Source organism: Paenibacillus odorifer (genome assembly GCF_000758725.1).
In the GTDB taxonomy this organism is placed as follows: domain Bacteria; phylum Bacillota; class Bacilli; order Paenibacillales; family Paenibacillaceae; genus Paenibacillus_AQ; species Paenibacillus_AQ odorifer.
Window position 1 is genome coordinate 5,578,063 of the sequence record NZ_CP009428.1, and the last position, 21,965, is coordinate 5,600,027.

Sequence of the window (21,965 nt, forward strand, 5' to 3'; positions counted from 1 at the left end):
GTTTGGTAAAGGTCTTTTTTATATAAATTTGGTTAAAATGGTAGGGTAGATATCTTTTGGTAGATATTTGCATTCAAAAAGGGAGGACAACAGTAATGGATTGGGGATTATTATTAGAGTACGGTTGGGTATTGCTTGTTCTGGTAGCACTAGAGGGACTACTCGCCGCAGATAACGCATTGGTATTGGCAATTATGGTTAAGCACCTTCCTGATGAGGAAAGAAAAAAAGCGCTGTTTTACGGATTAGCGGGGGCCTTCGTGTTCCGATTCGGTTCGCTATTTGTCATCTCCTATCTGGTCGATATCTGGCAAGTACAAGCCATCGGCGCGATTTATTTATTATTTATCGCGGGTAATCATATTTTCCGAAAACTGTTGTTTAAGAAGCCCGTCACAGATGAAGCTGCTGAAAGCGGCACTGACGGTGCGGTCAATAAAAAGAAATCCAGCTTTTGGTTTACTGTTCTGAAGGTAGAAGTCGCTGACATCGCCTTCGCGGTCGATTCCATCCTAGCCGCAGTTGCACTCGCGGTTGCTCTTCCTGCAAGTGGTCTTCCAAAAATCGGAGGCCTCGATGGCGGACAATTCCTCGTCATCTTTGCCGGTGGATTTATCGGTCTGGTCATTATGCGTTTCGCAGCTTCCTTCTTCGTTAAGCTGCTGCATTCCCGTCCAGGACTTGAAATTGCAGCCTTCTTTATCGTAGGTTGGGTGGGTGTTAAGCTGTCAGTCATTACATTGGCGCACCCTTCACTTGGTGTTCTGTCCGAAGATTTCGCTCATAGTACCTGGTGGAAAGCCACCTTCTACGTTGTGCTCGTACTCATCGCTGTAATCGGCTGGTTTATGAGTAGCCACAAGGTTGAAGAGAATGTTGGCGAGAATCCGGTTAGAGAAGTAGACAAACAACTCGGTAAATAATCGTTAAAATACAGCCACAAACAATACCCCGTAAGATGCACCTTCTGAACAGGTGTACGTCTTTCGGGGTATTGTTATTTATCCTCGTTTTTGCTCTCGATATTCCTGCGGCGTACAGCCAACGGTTTTTTTGAAGAATCGAAAAAAATAGTGCTGATCACTAAACCCGAGCTGGCCGGAGATCTCGTGCATTTTTAGAGCAGTTCCAAGCAACAGCTCCTTACTCAGCTCCACTTTTTTCTCCAGAATATAATCAGAAATCCCCTTCCCTGTCGTTCTTTTATACCAGCGTGACAGATAGGACGGATTAAGTGAGACTTCCTGCGCAATCCGGGTTAAGGACAAATCATCGGCCAGATGGGATTTAATATATTGGTGGATCATGGACAGGATATTCGATTCATCATGTTTATAGGTAGCGCTTCTGTTCGAGATAATCCATTCAAAAAACGTGTGATAAAAAGAGATGACGTCCGACCAGTGTGTATTGATATTAAAATATAACATACGTGATAAATTCATACCGCTATGGGCTTTTTCCGTTAAACCTAACTCTTGTAAAGTCTGCAGCAGGGTGTTACTGATCCCAGACATTAATCTTAATCTCAAAAAAGGATCCTCCGGCCCACCTTCCCCCGAGAGCTCCACCCATTTGCGAAAAGATGTGCCCCAATCGAGATCACCTTCAAGCAGCCGTTGTTTTAAATAGTCGAGCAGTAGTTCTGCTGTTGCATTTCGATTATGCATAGAACCTGGACTTGGGCTCACTTCCTTGGTATTTATCCTCAGCAGCTTTTCCATCCCAAGTCCGGGGCTATCAAAAATGGCTAATCGTAAACGGTTCAAGGCATAGTTCAGCTCATGCCAATGCACTTCCTGATCACTGGCGATGATAGACACAGATAGTTGCAGACATTTGCCACAGGCTTGCTGAACGGATTCCATTGTTCCGTGGACGAAGCGCAGCGTTTTTAACCAGAGCTCTTCTTCCTTGATTGAGGATACACTTTCACTTTTAGGCTGAACAAAACAAGCTATCGTCCCCGGATCCAGATCCACAGCCTTAACTTCAACCTTGTCGCTGAGCAGCTCCTCCGCAATATTGGCTACCGCATAACGAATTAAACTCCGGTCTGAAGCCGTTTCATAATTTCGCCAAGCCTCCATCCGCAGAATAATAGGCAGGACGGATCCATCCGCGTTGAACGGGAGCTGAATGGCATCGAATTCAACCTGCAAGCTCTGCCGGTCTATCCGTTCGGTGCGTCTTAGAATATCGTGTAATAACTGCTGCTGTAACTGGGGCAGCGCGCGCGGGAGCTTGTCGCGAAGCCACTGGCTTTTATAGAAATAATCCTCTTCTGAAGATATTTTCTCCAAAGTCAGCTCCACAGCGGCACGAATTTTATCCATCCCCTCTGTCTTCAATAAATAGTCAACTACACATGGATTTCGGATCGCCTGATGGGCAAAATCGAATTCATTATGTCCTGTCAGCAGAATTACTTTACAACGTGGCCAGCGGTCGACAATTTCCTGAATTAACGCCATCCCATCCATACCTGGCATACAGATGTCACTAAGCACAATATCTATTTTTACGGTATTAAGCCAGTCTATGGCATGATCCGCTGAATGAACCTTTATGATCTCCAAATCTTTAAAATCTGCCTTTACAAAAAATTCGTACAGCCCATCCAAAATATTAGGCTCATCATCAACTATCATCATTCGTTGCATCCTGCACGTCCCCTTTAAGCGGTAAATTGACTCTTACACAAAGTCCGCCCAAACTGCTTCTCTCTGCCATCAAGCCATAAGGGGAACCAAATTTGATCCTCAATCTCTGATTTACATTTAATAAACCCGTGATCTCCCCCTGAATGGCATTCTGCTCGGAGAACTGGCGCTGCAAGAGATTTAACTTGTCCTCACTAAGTGAGTCACCGTTATCTTCTATTATAATAGTCAGCGTATGCTCAACTTTTTCATAACTCATTTTTAATAGGCCATTGCTGCTTTTTTGCTTAAGCCCATGCTCGAATACATTTTCAATAATGGGCTGCAGGAGAACCCGTGGGACTTTGATGTCCCGGCAATCCGCTGCAATCTCATCTACCTCAGCTCTAATTCTCGCGCCAAAACGAATCCGCTGTATAGCCAGATAGACCAAAGCATGCTCCTGCTCTTGCTGCAAAGTAACCTCCTGGGCGGAATCCCGGGTCATGTACCGAAAATATTGCCCTAAATAATCAGAGAATTCCTTGATCAGCTCTACATTTTCCACCTCAGCCATCTGTTTTATGCTAAATAGACTGTTATAGAGAAAATGAGGCGTGATCTGCGATTGTAAATGTTTAAGCTCCGCTTCCCCTGTCCGGATACGCTGCACGTAGTTCTCATCGATTAACGTATTCAGATGCTTAAGCATCTCATTGAAACGAGAATATAGATACCCAAACTCATCCCTGCGGGAGTGAGTTATAAAGATCCCCGTCTGCCCCTGCTCCGCTTTCTTAAACCCCCTGATAAGAATAGACATCGGGCGATGAATCATCCTGTACGTCCATAAAGAGAACAAGATAATGATCACTATCGAGACAACGAACAACAACCATAGCAACAATGAGTAGACATGAATCGGCTTCATGAGCACCGTATTGGGAATATTTGCGGTCAGCCTAAAGTTATTGCTGTGATCGTAGAGCGAATAGTAAAAAGAATTATCAAAACGATACCGCTGCACACTTACAGTCTCTTCACTATTTAGTGGTTTCTCTATGGGGAACAACCTGGGCTTCTGGTCAGAAGTTGATATCACATAATCGTTATTGCCGAAGGCTAACGTAATATCGCTCCCCCCTGATACCGCAAATTCTTTCAAACGCAACTCAAGCTCAGGTGAGGAAAGCTTCACTCCCAGCAAAAAATTAGGTGAAAGATTGCGATCCAGGTTATAAGGATTACTACGCAGTAAATATAAGTCGTCTTCGTATTTAGATAAAGCACCCTTCAGATTACCCATAGTGGCCAGCAGACTTTGCCATTCCTCGTTGGTGACATCCCTAACCCCCACCGCAGCGCTAACCCGCTTATTAATTTCCGGGACATAATACACAACATCACTAATATAAGGACTGGTTTCTTTGATTTGTTTTAGCTTGGTGTATATATTGTTCAGATTAGAATCCACTTCGTACCGGCTCATAATTGGAATACGGGTACTGAAGGTAGCCAGCGTTTCATCCTGAGAGTACTCCGTGACTAAGCCCGTTATCCGTTGCAGCTCAAATTCAAGATGGCTGTAGTAAAAATGAACCTTCGATTCGTTCGCCCTCTCCACTTCAGCTTGCATTTGGTTGGAGCTATAGTAGGTAATAGATATACTCAGCGCACAGAGTGGAAGCATGACCAATAGGAAAGCTCCGATCAGCTTGATCACAATGGAATCGGGGTTCCACCCGATGGAGAATGATTTCATTGGAATGTTCTCCCTCTTCTATCGAATAATAATAAAGAAGGAGCCATGTTCAGGCTCCTTCTTATATTTAGGTCCAGTCCAGTTTAACCCTTTACACTACCCACGACTAGTCCATGCACAAAATATCTTTGCAGGAACGGATAAATCGCCAGGATCGGAATGATAGACAAGAAGATCTGGGAGGCTTGCGTTGTACGGTCTGAGATTTGATTTAATAACGCAGCTTGTTCAAAAGTAATATTTTCAGTCTGGATCGATACCTGCTGAAGTATGGATTGTAAATAGGTGGCCAGCGGATAATGTTCCGGGCTTCTCATATAAATCATACCATCGAACCATGCATTCCAGTGACCCACCAAAGCGAACAACGTAATGGTCGCAATACTTGGCATAGATACCGGCAGATACACACTCCATAACGTGCGTAAGTGTCCCGCGCCATCCATCCATGCGGCTTCCTCCAATTCTTTTGGCAAACCTCTGAAGAAATTGAGCATAAGTAGAACATTAAAGATCGGCACCGCGCCCGGTATAACAAGCGACCAGATGCTATCCAGCAGCCCCATTTCTTTTACAATTAAATAGCCAGGAATCAGACCCCCACTGAAGAGCATCGTGAACACAAAAATCCAGGCGTACACGGTCCGTGAGCGGAAGGACTTTGCCTCTTTAGACAGCGGATAAGCTACTAGAATCGTAAACAACAAGTTAACGGATACGCCAAGCACTACCCGGAGCAGACTAGTTCCGAAGGAGTGAATGAACTGGTTGTTCTGAAGGATATATTTATAGGAAGAAAGTGTGAAATCCACAGGCCAGAAGGTTACGCTACCCGCGTTAACAGCTGCGCTGGAGCTGAAAGAGATCGCCAGAATATTCACGATTGGAAAAAGACAAAGCACCGCGAGCAAAGTCAGAAATACATAATTGCAGCGGAGAAACCAACGATAAGCAGTTGAAGTATGGTGCATTTAGTCCACTCCTTTCTCTCTAAAAAATCCGATATTTAGCAAAACGATACGCCAGATAATAACCCAGCCCGATAAATACGAAGGAAACTACCGATTTTATCAATCCTAGTGCGGTCGATACAGAGTACTGAGCATCCTGTAGACCAATTCGGTAAATCATCGTGTCCAAAATATCACCTGATTCATACACTAGCGGATTGTACAGGTTGAACACTTGGTCAAATCCCCCGTTCAGGACGTTGCCAAGGCTGAGTGTAAGCATCAGGATCATAATCGGGCGAATGCCCGGAAGCGTAATATGCCAGGTCTGCTTCCATCTTCCGGCACCATCGATTACAGCAGCTTCATAAAGAGAGGAGTCAATGCTGGTTAAAGCCGCCAAATAAATAATCGTCCCGAATCCAAACTCCTTCCATTGATCTGTGATCACTAGTACGTATGGGAACCAGCTATTGTCCGCTAGAAATTGAATAGGCTGCATGCCTAGTGCTTTTAAAAGCATGTTGACAATCCCGCTGCTCGGAGACAGTACATCTACGATAATCCCGCCCAAGATAACCCATGAGAAAAAGTGCGGCATATAAATAATCGTCTGAATCGAACGTTTGAAGCCGTTTACACGAACCTCATTAAGCAATAAAGCCGCTATAACTGGCACGGTCAGCCCAGCAATAATTTTCATGACGGAGATAAATACAGTATTCCATACGACCTGACCAAAACCGGGAAGCTCAAACAAATAACGAAAGTTTTCGAGCCCTGTCCAGTTCATATTCTTAAACCCTGAAATCGGGGAAAAATTCTGGAAGGCAATTACAAGGCCAGCCATTGGAATATAACTAAAAATAATGATCACTATTAAGGCAGGTAAAATCATTAAATGGAGCGGAATATTACGTAGAAATTGCTTAGTATTAAAGTGCATATGCTTTCTCCTCCTTGTATCTCAATTATAGAGCAGCCCCAAATTGCCTTAATAGTGTAGCGTATTGACTTTAAGTATCTTTTGTTGACCTGGCTATCGAACCGAATAGCTGTTCAGCCAAAAAAAGAACTGCCCGTTTGTCATTATCATGACTAGGGGCAGTCCTCTTCTGCGTCGTTTTTACTAGTTTGCTTTTACGATATCATTTACTTCTTTCGTTATTTGATCTCCACCGAGCTTTTTCCAGTTGGCTACGAATTTGTCGAATTCATCGATAGGAAGACTTCCGTAAATGATTTTGACAAAGGTCTCTGCACGCAGTTTATCCAAGGTAGCCGCTTTGCTGTTCATCGTTTTAGTTGGGGCATAAATGAACTCATTCATCAACACCAAGTCATTGTCGCGGTAGTGTTTGATAACCGATTGTGAGCTAAGCGGCCCAAAGATCCGTTCCATATGCCATTTATCAAGATCTCCACCGCGGTAGCTTTGAATATCATCATAGAATAATTTAGCTTCAAGGCCCATGTTTGAGGTATCTCCCGATTCAAGGGCTTTTTCCACTTCATCCTGTGCCTTTACATTTTTGTTCGGTGGCAGGTTGGATACAACCGCATTTTGGAAGCCCAGACCTGTGTCCCCGTTCAAATATTTTGCCCGTTCCGTTTTAGCGGACTCCCCAAACATTTTCTCTGCTTGGAAGTTAAGCAGCTTGATCAATGCCTCCGGATGCTCGTAGCCCTTACGGACCGCGAATACGCCACCAATTGTAAGATGGTTTTGAGTTTTGGCAGGTTGGTCATCAATAGATTGTACCGGATAAGGCACCCAGTTAACATTTTGATCTTTTTTAATCATGTCCTTTACTTGGAAAGGGGCCCATTGCGGCAAAAATAACATACCGGACTTACCAGCATTTACATCCTCCATCGCTTTGGCAAAGTCTTTCACTCCAAACTCTGGATCAATGACTCCTTCTTTATACAATCTTTGCAGCTCCGCAAGTCCAGCCTTTACCTCCGGTTGAATCGTACCATTCACAACCTCGCCATCGGCGTTTTTGATCCAAGTTTCCAGGTAAGCATGGTACCCGAGTAGAAACGCATTGATTGGCAAGTCCTTGTTCAACGAAATGCCGTAAGTATCCTGTTTGCCATTTCCGTCTGGATCTTTAAATGTAAAGTCTTCTGCAATCTTAATAATATCCTGCATGGATGTTGGCTCTGCCAAATTCAGCTTGTCCATCCAGTCTTTTCGAATCCATATCATATCAGAGGAATCCAGCGAACCCGGGAAGCTTACCATCGCCATCAGTTTTCCATCTTTCGTAACCGGCTTAAGCCCTGCTCCGTCCTCTTCAGCGTAATATTCTTTGACAAGATCCGAAGCATATTTATCAAATACCCCGGTCAAATCCTCCAACATGCCAGCTTCATAAAGCTGCTCGAATTGCACCGTGGACACCTTTAACAAATCAGGTAAATCCCCGCTCGCCAAGGTAACATTCATTTTATCGTTATAGTTAGCATCAGCCACAATCCAGTCATAGGACACTTTAATCCCAAGCTCTTCCTCGTATCCTCTGGTCCAGATGTTATTGGAATGTGTATCGCCCTGCGCCAACGTCTCTTTGCCTGTTTCGTTCATCGTGGAGCGAAGTTTGATCGGCGGATCATATTTGGTTAAAGGGCCGCCTTCCATTTCCGTTTGCACACTAGTGTTTCCCTCTGCGGAACTACTACTGTTTCCACTACTGTTTCCACTATTATTGCTGGAGCAACCACTGAAAACTAATGATAAAACAATGGCCGATGCCATTAAAGGCAAGCCTTTAATCTTTCTTTTCATCTATTGAACCTCCCTTATTTTCTATATCCTAATTGTAAGAAGAAAGCGTTAACACAGCGAGTGTGAACCGTTTACATTCGGTATCTTTTCTTTACCTATTCATGTTCGCCTAACAAAGCTCCGCTTTAGGGTCACTCTGATTATCATAATACTGTGAGTTTGTAAGTGTCTATGTATTGGTAATTAATTACACAAAAAAGAGGCTGATCTTTATGCTATCCCATAAGAATTTTAGCCATCAAGATTACCTATATAGTGAGCCGGCGGTTGCATAGTGTAAGAGGATTGGACTGAGGATTGCGTTGTGGATCGCGCTGAGGATTAAATTAAGCATTGAATTACGCGGCATTACGCAGCATTACGCAGCATTACGCGCATTACGCGTTTAATTGTATTTAGTACACTTATAATGCATCAAATCACTCGGCCAAAGGATATAAGTGTATTTCGTACACTTATATTCTTGCTTTTCTCGCCGATAGGTGAATTCTCTAGTTTTTAGTTGCAGAGAATGCAATTAAAGATTCACATTCACCTTTTGCACAAGAAATAACTGTATAGAATACAGTTATTTTACGGATTCCAGCAAGAATCGGCGCACAAAAAAATGCTGGGTGGAGACCGAAAACTGCATCTGCCAGATAGAGATGCTTCAGTCACTCCACCGCGCTACAAACTAAAAAGCCAGGCAGCGATCCTCCAATCGTCGGAGAATCGCTGCCTGGCTGTCTTTTTAACACTTATTGACCTATGATCTGATCGGTCTTTCCTTGCAGCTCCACTAGCTTCATGATCACCGAAGCCGCCAGCGCTTTTGTTACATTCTGCTGCGGATTAAACTTGCCGTTGTCATCCTTTAAGAGTCCCAATTTCACAACAAGAGCCACGGCCCCCTTATTGTTTATAGCTGAGCTATCACTAAACTGACTTACAGTCACATCTTTATCAAGATAAGCTGTGAGTTTATTGTATTTCAAGAAATTAGCCAGATGAACAGCAAGCTGTTCCCGGGTTAACTTACTCTCTACTTGCAGGCTTTCATCCTTATTGATCCATTTACGATCTGCTGCAAAAATAACTGCATCATAATATGAATTCTCTGGCTTCACGCCTGCCACAGTTTTTCGTTCATTATTATTATAATAATTGGTGAAATTTGGACTAGAAGCTTTGGCAAGATAGGATAACCAATCACCGACAGTTATTTCTTGATCCGGGTTCACTTTGCCATCGGCATCCGGTGTAATCACATGGTGGTTTACCAATTCTGATAATTCCCGCTCTGCTGCATGACCTTTGATATCCGTTGCAGATAGTTGAGCATCTTGCTGACCGAGGTAATCATACACCGCAACCCATTTTCCAGTGGCTGCATCCAAAACCTGATTCAATCCATTAGATTCATCAAAGGTTGTATCATATACCAGCTTCACCTTCGGTGCGACATAGTTACTATAAGTATTGTATCCGCCAACCTGAGTATACTTCAGTTTAGTCTGATATTTAGGTTTATAACTTTCGAGCGCTTCTTTCTTGGAAATTGTTGCATCAGGCGATAATGTGATTCCATCGATACCGCTTATCCGATTCCCCATGTAAGAAGTCAGTCTGCCGTAAAGATCCAAGCTTACCGTAATGGTGCTGTCACTCACAGGAATTCCTTGATGATATCTAATAAACTGGTATCCATATCCTGATCCGTCTGAAGTCAAACTCGAATTATCCCCGTATTCTACCAGCTTTAGCTTCTGGCTCGCCTGAGGATATAGACTATTAATTATACTAAGCGCTTTCACCTTCGCTTCAGCCTCACTAAGCTTCTTACCTCCAGCAGGTGCCGGCTCTTCCTTCTTCTTATCCTGAATAGCACCATAAGCTTGAACCTGGTACTGCAATACTTCACCGGTCTTTGCATCGATCTCGGCAGAGGATTGCTCTGGAAAGCCAGCACCAATGTAACGATCATTTCCATTACTGCCCCAGTATAGCTGCCAGATTTTTCGATCTGAATCCTGATAGTCATTTCTCAAGGTTTGCGAGATCAATTTACGATCTGCTGGAATATAAGCAACCTTCTCTACAAGTTGTGCTGCTTCTTTTGCAGAAAGCTCTGTACTAGAACTTCTTGCCTGAAAAACATCCTTACTCTTCGCTACTTCTGAATACACGACTGAGGTGGATACGGATTCTTTTCCTTCATAATCTATCCGCTTGCCCGTTAATGCATCGATAGGATATAGAGACTGATCTATTGGACGCCAGCCTAGAATCCAGTTGTTAGGTTTTCCGTTCTTATAAATAGGAATGTAAAATAGGCCCACATCAAACTGTTCCGCAAATTGCTTCTGTGCTTGCTCCAAGGTAATCTTGGGCTGTGCAGACGGGTACTCAAGCCCTTGAGCAGACTTAGAGAATTGCGTTACATTTCCGTTACCATCCACAACTATGTTAATGCTGTCCGATCCAGAAGGAATACCATTCTTCAGAATACTGAAGTTATACCCATATTGAACAGGACCGAATAATGATTCCGAAAAATAACTATAACCGACATTCTCATTTAATTGCAGCTCACTGCTCTTAACTGATGAGGCTGCCTTAGCCACAAAAGTCTTGGCGATCTCCAATGCCTGAGTCTGCGATACTTTCGGTGGATAATAGGACTCGTTCTTTTCCTGCGAGAATGAGAGATAGGTATTGATGATATCACCATTAATGGCGTCTACCTCACTGCTAAAACCATATCCCATATTCCCTTCTTGAACCTGCCACTGAATATGCCAGATCATTTGATTTGCTGGTGCTGGGTAGCTTTGGTTAGATCCCAGTTGAACATTGTTTACAGTTGCATCTTTTAGGGATGGGAATAGTTCTTTTAACTTTGCAATGGCTTGCTCCTGCGTGAATTTCACTTTTGTAGGATCAGCCTCAGAGTTCGTAGTCGTAGCTGGAGCCGCTGATTGCGTACTAACCTGCGTTACGGAAGTGTTGCTGCTAACAGATATAGAATCGGCTGCGGCTAAGCCAGGGGGTAAGAGTAACGCGAGTGCAACTGAAGTGATCAACACCGTTTTAGCCGTTTGATGAACAAAAAGAGTACTATTGCTTTTCAAAAGAATTCATCCTCCTCTAACACGTGATTCATATTATTATACAGATATTTTCTTGTATTTTCCATAATTATTTAACGACAGGAAATTACGACATTTTGGTGATGTGAGCTATAATGGTAAACAGTTGCAGCTATAATTCATCTAGAAAGGGGGTCACCGACATTACTGACTGGAACCTTCAGCCGCTTATTGACGGTATTACTAGCCTAGACATTCGCAGTTGTCTAATCGTTCAACATGGAGAAACCATACTGGAGCATTACCGTGATCCACAAATCGCTGCAGAGCTTGGCAAAATCAACTCGTGCACCAAAAGCGTACTTTCTGCCTTAGTTTGCATAGCCATAGATAAACTAATCATTCCACCTCCAGACACACCTATTTCTTTATTTTTTCCTTCATTAAAAGAAGATCGTGACCCACGTAAAAAAGAGATCACTATCGAACACTTATTAACGATGACCGGAGGCTTTAACTGGACAGAGTTCGGTGGGCAGAATTCTTTTCCAGCCATGACTAAAACCGCGGACTGGATAAAATACGTGCTTGCACAGCCATTAGCTCATACACCAGGAACCGTGATGACCTATAACTCAGGCTCCTCCCAGCTTTTGTCCGCAATCCTGCGTGATTGTTCTGGACAAGCGGTTGCAGAATTTGCCGAAGACCAGCTGTTTCAACCGCTTGGTATTCAAAGCTATCACTGGGAGAGCGATCCGCAAGGCATACATACCGGTGGGTTCGGACTTCATCTGAAGCCAGAGGATATGCTGAAATTCGGCTTACTTTATTTACAGGAGGGACGCTGGAAGAATCAGCAGATCCTTTTTTCGGATACAATTCAGCAATCCACTCGCCCTTACGTTGAAGCCAATCATCCGCAAAAAGGATTCTACGGCTGGCATTGGTGGGTATCCCAGTTCAATGCAGGTTCAGAGCAGCAGCCGAACGAGATCCCTTATTATTTTGCACTCGGCTTCAAAGGTCAGCATATTATTGTAGTTCCTGCTTACGAGCTGGTTGCAGTTATCACCGCGGATAAGTACAAAAAAGGCTCTCCTGCAAATGTTTTCGGCCGATTTATTGTGCCGGCTCTTCTAGGACAATAAGAACCAGGAATCACATGCAGTTCTATGTGTGGATGCCACACAATCCATAAAGCAGCCGCAGCCATAGACTGATAAAGTCTTGGGCTGTCGCTGTTTGATTTGAACGAAAGATCGTTCTCAATTTTTCATCAATTAGTTTGCTGCAAGCTTAAATGACACCAAATTTCTTTAATGCGTAGGCTATCCCGCCTTCACTTGCTTTTTTTGTAACAAAATCGGCTTTTTGTTTTAACTGTTCCGCACCGTTTCCCATCGCAATGCCCAATCCCACATACTCCAACATGTCGATATCATTTCCACCATCACCAAACGCGATAGCTTCTGACCTGCAAATATTCAGATAATCCAGCACTTGTTTAATCGCAATTGATTTAGAAACTTTTGTTTCTTCAAGCACATTCATAACGTATCCGTGAAAACGTTCGAACCGTAATTCAGGAAATCTATCTTGGAATTTTTGCGCTTCATTTTCGTCCGCATACAAGCATATACAGTAAACCTCCTCTGGCAGAGCGCTCATTTTTTCGGGATATTGTGTAAGACTCAAAGTCTCCTTTAATGCCTTCATAACGCGCTCATCCTCGGAACCCATTCCGTTCATGGTTATAAGTTCGGTGAAATAGGACATGCCATGTCCGTTTAACTCAGCAAAAGCCGAGAGTTCCCGCACGGTTTCTGTTGAAAGCATTGATTTATAGATAACGTTATCCTTACATTTGACAAGCGCACCGTTAGCAGAAATAAAGGTATCAATGCCCATAGACTTGAACTCTTCACATAAGTTATGCGGTCTCCCTGTTGCAACTACGACATTAATTCCTCTCTCTATCAACTTCTCAATTGCTTCTATCGTGCTAAGCGGGATGCTTCTATCAATTTCACTTACTAGAGTACCGTCCACATCAAAAAATACAATCTTATACATATTATGAAATAAGCCTCCCCGTTCGAACGTAACTAGATAAGATTATATTTCATGGGATCTAAAACAAGAAGGAAGCCGATCACATGGATCGGCTTCCTTCTTGTTTTCTTATTCAGCTTCGGCACAACAAACTTACGTCGTTAATTTTGCATATACCACAAAAAATAACATCATTTCACCAATGATCAGGTAATTAGGTATAAGGAACAACAAATCTACTGCGAAAAAAACACCAAGTAAACCTAATAATAACGCCAAATGGAATATCCCTAACCGTTGCTGTATACGTCTATATTTATGGAAGACCAGTGAGGTAGAGAAGAAGTAAAGCAGGACCGATCCAAAAATAAAACACACCATAAATATATAATTTAATTGATCTAAAAATAACAGTTGGATCGAAGCTGCAATCATACTCAAGGATACATAAATAAATAAATGCCCATAAATTATGGTTTGCCCGGCAGTCTCTATAGTCTTGTCCACTTTCTTTTCAACATTATCAAAATATTGCCACCACATAGCTATAATTAATAGAAAAGTTAATAATGCAAATACAATAGATTGCCACGTCCAGTGGCTAGACTGTAAAACCGCAAGGATACTGACCACTGATTCCCCAAGCAGAATAAGCGTAAACAACGAGAAGCGTTCTAATAAATGATGAGTATTGATCGGACTTTTCACCAAGTATTTCCGACCGACTAATGGAAGCAAAATGTCTACAGTAATTCCCGCATACAAAACTACATAACGCATCCAAGAGTCAAAGAAAAGTGATAAAGAAGAGATCACTAATCCAATCCAAAATCTGCTTCCCAGATACCGGGCAGTGCCCTTTCTATCATCCTCTTCATTCTTATTTACCGTAAGATATTGAATGGCTGTCATAGCTCTTAAACCAACATAACCTATTAAGAATGGCATATAATATTGATCAAAGTTAACCGATAAACTCGCCGTCATTATTAATACAAAAAATAATTGTAGAATCAAGAATATCCGATGTGAAAAGATGTCTTGCCCAAACCGATTCACAAAAAGAGATTGCCCTACCCAAGCCCACCAGATCGGAACAAATATCAAGATAAATTTGGATAAGTATTCAAGTGGGATTGTACCCGCCTCTACATGCAATAGGACATGGCTCGCTTTTGAAACTGCTGCTACAAAAAGCAGATCATAAAATAGCTCCAGCCAAGTAACTTTCTTCTCAGCAATGGATGCTGTACTGTGCTCAAATCCCGATGTGCGTTTATTCATCGTCTGACTCCCTTGGTTTGGATGTGTATTTCTAATTCAGTTTATCGAATACTTATCCATCTTAACCGAATTGATATACTAATTTGAAGCCCCTTTGCCTAAAATAAAACCAGCAAGCCCCCACATACGGGAGGCTTGCTGGTTTTTTCTGACTAGAGCTTTGTTCTTATTCCCCGGCAATACCGGAGCGTTCCACACTTTCTACGAAATGACGCTGTACGAACAAATACAGAATCAGAATTGGCAGAATAGTTAGAATACACGCCGCCATAACCTGATTCAGTCCAGTTGGGGCCATCCCAATAGAACCCGAAGTCATTTGCGACATCGTCTCCGCTGCCTGATTATTGGAACCATAAAACATCGCTAATCGCTGCGACAGATTATAGAAATCCGGTGTTGTTAAATACGTATTCGGTTCAAAGCTGTCATTCCAGTGCCATACCACAGAGAATAAGAATACGATCAGCATTGCGGGCTTGGCGATAGGAAACATGATTTTCCAGTACGTTCTGAATGCGCCTGCACCGTCGATACGTGCTGCTTCCTCCAACACTTTAGGCATTCCGCGGTAGAACTGAATAAAGATCAGTACGAATAATGCCCCCTTCAACCCGTGCCCAAACATAGAAGGAACCACAAACGGCAAATGTGTATTAATCCACCCCAAGTCACTAAAGAACAAATACAGTGGCACAACAATCGTCTGCGGTGGAACTAGAAAAGTAAACAGCAGCAGAACGAAACACACTGCGTAGCCTGGAAAACGGTATCTGGCAAAGCCATAACCGATTAAGGAACAGCTTAAGATTTGCAGAACCGCACTCCCGAAGGAAATAATCGCACTATTTGCGAACCCGGCCCAGAATTTTAGCGAATCCCATGCCAGAAAATAGTTGCCAAAACTAATCTTTTTCGGAAGCCATTGCACTGTGGCATCGGCCACGTCTGTTACTTGCATCATGGATTTGGATACCATGTATAACAAGGGATATAGGAATACGAACGTTAAGCTGAGAATAACCAAGTAATAAAAAGCGATATTCAGCACCTGAAGCGAACGTTTCACGACCCTGTCCAGCTTGCCGCTTGCTTTTAGACGAGTTGTCAGATGTTCCATGTTCGTTGTCCGAACCTGCTTTACGGATTCCTTCAACATCTTCTACTTCCTCCCTTCGGTGGCACCGAGCGACTTGCTGAATAACAGGAAGACCAAACCCAGAACCAAGAAAATAAACACAAAATAAATCCAACCCATCGCTGAGCCATATCCAAAATCATTATTCTTAAAGACGACATTCAAAATATGACTCATGATTTGATTATCTGCCTTCGTGAATGAGCTGACGATACTAAACAATGTGTTTACGAGCATCATCGGCATAATCATCGGGAAGGTGATTTTCCAAAAGCTTTCCCACGCGGTTGCTCCATCACATTTGGCCGCTTCATACAGTGAAACAGAAATCGTCTGTAACCCCGCTAGAAAAATCAGAATTTGCACGCCAGAATCCCACATCACCAGCGTTAAAGATTCTGCATATTTCAGCAACGACTTCAAAATGTCGCCGGGGATAAAGTTATGGAGCTTATCATATAAATCCTGATTATAAAAAATCGGTAAATTTGCGGCACCCTGATCCATCAATTTGCCCAGGATCGCCCCTGAAGCAATGATGACCGGCAAAAAGAACACGCCACGAAAAAAGGTTTTTCCTACGAGTCCTCGATTTAGCAGAATCGCACAAAAGAGCGAAAAGATAAGAATTAACGGAACCTGAGTCACCGTCGACACCATCGTCGATTTGAGCAGAGGCAAGAAATTAACATCTGTAGTAAAAGCGGCGCGATAATGCTCCATCCCAACAAAAGTGGCCAGTAAGCCGCTTTTGCTCACTTGGAGATCCTGAAAGGAATAATACAAGGAACGGCCCAGCGGAACAGCCATAAACACCAGAAATCCGACCAGCCACAGGCCGATGAAGGAATATCCTTCAACGAAATAACGCGCTCGCATCGATAGCTTTGATTTTTTCACTTCATCATCCTCCTGTTACCGCATAGCTGAATGCCTCGACGGTCTGACCAGACACGTCAACAGACTGCTCATTATAGTTGACTATAATGCTCACACCGTTTGCATAAGTCGTCCGAAAGACCTTACTTTGCAGCTGCTCATGATTCGTCATTTGCTGGTTACTAATGCTGTCATAGACCTCTTTCAATGCGAGATAATTCTGTACAGAAGGTGCCAGCCAGTTCTCAAGACTAGAGCTGAACAGCCGGTCTGCCATGGTTCTCTGAAGATCGCTAGTCGGAGCATAAGTTAATTCATAACTTGGAAGGGCTCCATATTCCAGCGCCCGTAAGGTTTGGTTACGGGAATCATCGTACAGATTAACCGGGCTTGCTGTATAAGGCACTAAGCCGTGTAACACTAGTTGATAAAAAGGAATCGCCCGATCTGTATAGACAAATTGACTGGAGTCGAGCGGCACTTGATCAATCCGGTTCACATGTCCTAATGTATAGGCAAAACCATAATCTACTGCCGTGTTAAGCTCACCCTTACGGAAGTTATCCAATGCATTAACATAAGTATCTTCTGTAAGCTGGCGGTCCGTAATGGATTTATTATCCTCATCGGAGTATAGCAAGCTTCCAAAGTGTTCAAACTGTACACCCTTCACACCCAAATCCTGGAACTTGCTCAGCTCAGCATTACTGCGTTTTGCGATAACACTAGGTTTCATTAAATAGAAATAATCATCCGTATTCCACCGGGTAGAGAGATAATAAACGTACTGCTTCAAGACTTCACGATTAATGCCGCGCACAGCATCTCTGCTTGCCTTCACGCTGTTGCTATCTTGGTAAGGTTTCACGTAGTTAGCTTTCAAATAAAGATTTACGCCCTTGCCTGCGGCATATTCCTGAAGCTCTTTAAGTCCCTTTTTACCTCCCAGCTTCTTTTCAACCGGAAATTGTTCTGGCTGGTTTCCGTATAAACCATTTTTGGACCATCCCTCGATCGTAATCTCTAGCTGAGTAACACCCTCTGCCTGATATTGATCAATCATGTCCTTGATTTGTTTAAACGTAGCTGCTTCTATAAAAGTTGAACCGATGACTTCATCACGAGAAATCCCACCGAGCACTTGAAGATACAATGGCGTGTTCTCAAGAACTACTTCCTTGACCTTTTTCTCTTCCATTAAATAATTACGGTATTCCTTCGCCATCCCAACGTAGTTAGCTTCCTCGCCTTGGAGCAGAACATAACGTACGCTACGATCGGTTTTGATCATCTCACCCTGATAATAAGGAATTTGGCCGGAATTGCCGACAAAAATAACATCATCCTTGCGCAGGGTAAATTCACTTGATGCTCTATAAAGCGAAATAGCGCGAATGCCTGATGGAACACCGTTTATTTTAGCGTCGGTATCTCCCTTAGTAACAATTGCTAAATATCCGGTGTCTCCCTGATAGATCCCAAACACTGGCAAAGCGATGGCTTTTTTAAGAGGTGCCGCCTTTTGCCAAGAGTTATCCGTAATTTCATGATTTTGTTTCACGAAGGTTTCGTCCCCGCCGTAAATGTACTCAGAATAACCTTTCAAATAAACGGGATGTTCTTTACGAAACTCCAGCAATGCCCCTGAACCATCTGGAAGCATCATTGCCCCCTCTGCATCTTCTCTAGCCGCATGAAAAAATGGCAGAACCTCCAGACTCGTGAATTTCGCATTCCCCTCTTCCTTCAAATACTCCTGTGGAATGGAAGCCTCAAATCCATTAGCCGTCAGTCTGTACTCCAGAGCAAAAGAAAGCTTCAGGCTAATAAAAGCAAACTCCGCGCGGACGACATCTTGCTCAATCGTTACGGTAACCGTGGAGTCCTCATCTTTAAGTGGGTAGACCTGTGTAATGTCAGCCCCCTGTGTGTATCTTGCATAAATCGGCGCGGTCGTGTATTTCTTAATATTTGGCATGGCTGTTCGCTCCAGCTGTGGAGATCCAAGCCACTCCTTGTTTGTGATTTTGTCTGTGATGCGAAGATTTCCCGATTTCTCATCTACATACAAAATATAGCGTTCGTTCTCCAGTGCTTTTGTTCCAGGCGTGACCGGCTGCAGCTCAACCTTCTGAACAGGTGCTGCTAAGACGGCTGGGGTCTGCTCTTCTGCAGGAACCACAGTCTCCTTTTCTTGCACGGCTGGGGTCTGTTCTTCAGCTGGTTCAGTTACCACCGTTGTTTCCTCTTGCCCAACCTCTTTGCTTTCTTCAGTCTGAACAGACTGCGCAGCGGTAGACGGATCGGCGGAACTGTGTAGGGGTTGAACATTTATCACTGCGAACAGCATCATCACAACAATACAGAGAATGCCCCGCACTTTAACTTTTTTTCTCATCGTGTTACCTTTCCCTCCTTACGCGCGCAATCTCAACTCTTTGAGCAGATCGACAATAAATGAAACAAATTGATTGGAAATACCAAACAGCAAAATACCTACGAACCAGATAATGGCGATTCCTATTACACTGATTATGGTGATAAAAATAACCTTGCGAATCTCAAAATCATGCAGGATCTTCACCTTCATTAAAATCAACCAAGCCACCCAAAGAATCACAAACTTGTGCAGCAGATTGAAGGTTGAAGCCTCATCCAGCGAAAGGACCAACGTTAACAGTGTGACTGGAAGGATAAAGAGCATGTATGGAACAAGGGCAAAGGCACTGCCCACAAAAATCTCTTTGAATTTCCCCTCACCATCCATAATCGTACTGACACCCCAGTTCGAGACACACCAGGTCAACCAAGGAACGATAAGCCAAATAAACTCATGAAACATGGAGATTTCATGCGGCTCTCTTGTTTGAAAAGCATACCCTGTAATCAGAATCGAGATCATTCGTGCCACAAAGGTCAGTAGAACGATGGCAATCCCCTGTATCCAGCGGATACGCTGCTTTCCTTGAATATCGTTATAGAACTGATAAGGATGAACTACAACCTGATGAATCATTCGCAAAGTGTTCATCCAATCTCCCCCTTTGCCGGATCCAATACTGCCTTGTTTCCTCTATACAGCCAGGCATGGAATCTCCGGTATAATCTCGGCGCACTCCAGAGCAGTACTAAGAACAGCCCGATTCCGCCGGCAAAGAAATAAGTAAAGTGCTCCCGGATATACAATTTACGATATTCGCGGAAAGCGGATGAATAGTCAGCTTTGGAATTTGAAAGCTTGAAATAGCTCATAGATTCCTTATATTGCTCTGCTTTATAAAGCGCTTTGCCGATAGCCTGATAAGCCATATCATAATTGGCGTTCAATCGCAGCACCTCTTGCCATAAGGATTGCGCTTCGTCATAGCTGCCATCTACATATAGCAAAGATGCCTGATGAACCAAATCCGCAAACGGCGTGTTCCGGAAGCGATCGATTCTGCCCCGTCCTTTATCCACTACATAGATCAGGCCATCAGCGGTTTGATCTACGGCGGAAGGAGTCACGAAGAGTCCATTCTGATCCCCGATCCCGCCGAAGCTGAATAACAAATTCCCCAGGTTGTCATATTGAAAGACTTTACTGGACTGCAAATCCAGCGCGGTTATAAATCCGTTCTTATCAATACTGATCCCCATAAAGGAAGCCATACTGAATGGACCCTCAGAGTAATAATCGCCGTACCAGCGTTTACCAATGTTCAGCGTATCTACGCCTACCGGAGATAACCGTTTGATCTGGTTATACTCTTCGCCCAGGGTTGTGCTGTAGATAAATCCTTCTTCATCCAGATCCACGTTGGAGAACTCAGAAGGTTTAACGGTCGCCAGCTGGTTCTGCTGCTCTTTGGTGGCCACCAGCTTAATTAAGAGTCGTGTCCAGGAGAAGCCTACATGGTTCGCTCCATAGAACCCCTTGAACTTACCGCCTGAGTCAATTTGCAGCAACCCCTGCGTGTTACCATCGCTCACCACATACATATAATCACGCTTATCTACGACTAATTTAGAAGGAGAATAAGAGAAATTAGCACCCAGTAATGGGCTGTCCGGTTTTAGAAACTCTTTTACGAACTTGCCATTTTTATCAAAAATAGCAATACGCGCGTTTTTTGTATCTGCTACATATACCGTTCCATCCTCTTTCACGAATACACCCTTCGGCTCTTGCAGCTTGCCGCTGCCTTCCGTATCGCCGATCAGATTTAGCAGACGACCGTCCTTATCCATATGAACAATACGGCTATTGCCCGTGTCTACTACGTAGAGTGAATCGTCATCACTAATAAAGAGAGATTCCGGATTTTTGAAGGACCCCGTATCTGTTCCTGTTGGATCGATAGAAGAATCGTAGAGATAACCATTAATCGAGCGGACCTCATTGCCGGACTGATTCCACGTATACCCCTCATATGGGGCTTCACCAGCTAGCGCCTGCCCTGGAAGCAGCAGCACTGGCAGTGTCAGCGTCACCATTAGCCCTGTTAGCAGCATTTTTTTCATATTACGTCCTATCATCATGACTCCCCCTATTCCTTCAGCCCCGAATGGGCCATTGTCTGAAGCACCATCCGCTGCGTTAATATAAAGACAAGAATAGTCGGGAGAATCATCAAGAAGCTTGCTGCTGCCAAAGTGCCTACCCTAGCAACGACTCCGGCTCCACCACTGATAGTTTGGATGGCGAGCGGCAATGTCTTCATTTCCTGAACAGTCGTATAGACCATTGAAGGATACGGATCATTCCAAGCAGAAATGAAGCTAAATAAAGCAAAAGTCGAAATCGCCGGCTTAAGCATTGGCATCACAACCACCCAGAATACCTTCCATTCTGAAGCCCCGTCTATGCGGGCCGCCTCTAATAAAGCGTCTGGAAGCTGCCGCAGGAACTGGGTCATAAGAAACATTCCCATGGGTGCAGCCAGATAAGGTAAGATCATTGCAAAATACGAATTCATTAATCCGCTGCGGCTAATCAGCAGATATTGCGGTATTTGCAATACTAAGGGTGAGAACATCAGCGCCGCCACAATCATACTAAAGATAGCGCTTTTAAATGGCATATTGTGCTTGGCAAGCGGATAAGCCGCCATTGCTGAAATTAAGACACCCCCGACCACAATCCCCGATGTAACGACCACGCTATTGAAAATAAACCGTGAGAACGGCACCGCCGAGGTTCCGGTAATTAACAACAAATCACGAAAGTTCACCATTGTCGGATTCACTACGAAAAACCGCGGTGGGAACAGGAATAGTTCGCTTGTTGGTTTTAAAGCAGTCACTGCCATATAGACAAGTGGCAGCAGCATAATTAGGCCAAACACCGTTAAGAACAGATATAAAAAGATGCCGCCATAGTCAATACGCCGTAAATTTATTTTGTGCAT

Annotated in this window: 16 protein-coding genes; 2 read left to right on the forward strand and 14 right to left on the reverse strand. The window is 43.6% G+C overall.

Annotated features, from left to right (window positions below; all coding sequences use genetic code 11):
• Positions 1-95: 95 nt before the first annotated feature.
• Positions 96-923, forward strand: coding sequence for a TerC family protein (locus PODO_RS24360; RefSeq protein ID WP_036679597.1), 828 nt, complete (start codon positions 96-98; stop codon positions 921-923).
• Between the two features lie 78 nt (positions 924-1,001).
• Here PODO_RS24360 and PODO_RS24365 read toward each other — a convergent pair whose 3' ends face one another.
• The 6 genes from PODO_RS24365 to PODO_RS24390 all read right to left on the reverse strand — a co-directional run bounded on the left by PODO_RS24365 (position 1,002) and on the right by PODO_RS24390 (position 11,261).
• Positions 1,002-2,654 (reverse strand): response regulator transcription factor, encoded by a 1,653-nt coding sequence (locus tag PODO_RS24365; protein WP_244886388.1) that lies wholly within the window; start codon positions 2,652-2,654, stop codon positions 1,002-1,004.
• The gene (locus PODO_RS24370; protein ID WP_038573096.1) at positions 2,641-4,404 is read right to left on the reverse strand and encodes a sensor histidine kinase; all 1,764 of its coding nucleotides are present in this window, start codon (positions 4,402-4,404) and stop codon (positions 2,641-2,643) included. The genes PODO_RS24365 and PODO_RS24370 overlap by 14 nt, the downstream gene beginning before the upstream one ends.
• A gap of 83 nt (positions 4,405-4,487) precedes the next feature.
• Positions 4,488-5,375, reverse strand: coding sequence for a carbohydrate ABC transporter permease (locus tag PODO_RS24375; protein WP_038573097.1), 888 nt, complete (start codon positions 5,373-5,375; stop codon positions 4,488-4,490).
• A gap of 19 nt (positions 5,376-5,394) precedes the next feature.
• Positions 5,395-6,300 (reverse strand): ABC transporter permease, encoded by a 906-nt coding sequence (locus tag PODO_RS24380; RefSeq protein WP_036679607.1) that lies wholly within the window; start codon positions 6,298-6,300, stop codon positions 5,395-5,397.
• A gap of 183 nt (positions 6,301-6,483) precedes the next feature.
• On the reverse strand, positions 6,484-8,148 hold the full coding sequence (locus PODO_RS24385) for an extracellular solute-binding protein (RefSeq protein ID WP_038573098.1): 1,665 nt from the start codon (positions 8,146-8,148) through the stop codon (positions 6,484-6,486).
• Positions 8,149-8,888: 740 nt separating this feature from the next.
• On the reverse strand, positions 8,889-11,261 hold the full coding sequence (locus PODO_RS24390) for a YcdB/YcdC domain-containing protein (protein ID WP_038573099.1): 2,373 nt from the start codon (positions 11,259-11,261) through the stop codon (positions 8,889-8,891).
• A 161-nt stretch (positions 11,262-11,422) separates the two neighbouring features.
• Between PODO_RS24390 and PODO_RS24395 the strand changes: the two genes are divergently transcribed.
• Positions 11,423-12,370 carry a serine hydrolase domain-containing protein gene (locus PODO_RS24395; protein WP_038574807.1) on the forward strand — a complete coding sequence of 316 codons (948 nt, stop codon included), beginning with the start codon at positions 11,423-11,425 and terminating at the stop codon, positions 12,368-12,370.
• A 148-nt stretch (positions 12,371-12,518) separates the two neighbouring features.
• Here PODO_RS24395 and PODO_RS24400 read toward each other — a convergent pair whose 3' ends face one another.
• From PODO_RS24400 to PODO_RS24435, 8 genes are all read right to left on the reverse strand, one after another.
• On the reverse strand, positions 12,519-13,295 hold the full coding sequence (locus PODO_RS24400) for a Cof-type HAD-IIB family hydrolase (RefSeq protein ID WP_038573100.1): 777 nt from the start codon (positions 13,293-13,295) through the stop codon (positions 12,519-12,521).
• A gap of 132 nt (positions 13,296-13,427) precedes the next feature.
• Entirely contained in the window at positions 13,428-14,516 is a 1,089-nt protein-coding gene (locus tag PODO_RS24405) for a low temperature requirement protein A (RefSeq protein ID WP_038574808.1), read from the reverse strand.
• Between the two features lie 208 nt (positions 14,517-14,724).
• On the reverse strand, positions 14,725-15,717 hold the full coding sequence (locus tag PODO_RS24410) for a carbohydrate ABC transporter permease (RefSeq protein ID WP_051491074.1): 993 nt from the start codon (positions 15,715-15,717) through the stop codon (positions 14,725-14,727).
• 3 nt (positions 15,718-15,720) lie between these two features.
• Complete coding sequence (locus tag PODO_RS24415; protein WP_052097289.1) at positions 15,721-16,596, reverse strand: carbohydrate ABC transporter permease; 876 nt, start codon at positions 16,594-16,596, stop codon at positions 15,721-15,723.
• Positions 16,597-16,600: 4 nt separating this feature from the next.
• Positions 16,601-18,973 carry a DUF5696 domain-containing protein gene (locus tag PODO_RS24420; protein WP_038573101.1) on the reverse strand — a complete coding sequence of 791 codons (2,373 nt, stop codon included), beginning with the start codon at positions 18,971-18,973 and terminating at the stop codon, positions 16,601-16,603.
• Between the two features lie 18 nt (positions 18,974-18,991).
• The gene (locus tag PODO_RS24425) at positions 18,992-19,606 is read right to left on the reverse strand and encodes a YIP1 family protein (RefSeq protein WP_036679624.1); all 615 of its coding nucleotides are present in this window, start codon (positions 19,604-19,606) and stop codon (positions 18,992-18,994) included.
• Positions 19,603-21,096 (reverse strand): NHL repeat-containing protein, encoded by a 1,494-nt coding sequence (locus PODO_RS24430; protein WP_155288188.1) that lies wholly within the window; start codon positions 21,094-21,096, stop codon positions 19,603-19,605. The genes PODO_RS24425 and PODO_RS24430 overlap by 4 nt, the downstream gene beginning before the upstream one ends.
• 8 nt (positions 21,097-21,104) lie before the next feature.
• Entirely contained in the window at positions 21,105-21,965 is an 861-nt protein-coding gene (locus PODO_RS24435) for a carbohydrate ABC transporter permease (protein WP_038573103.1), read from the reverse strand.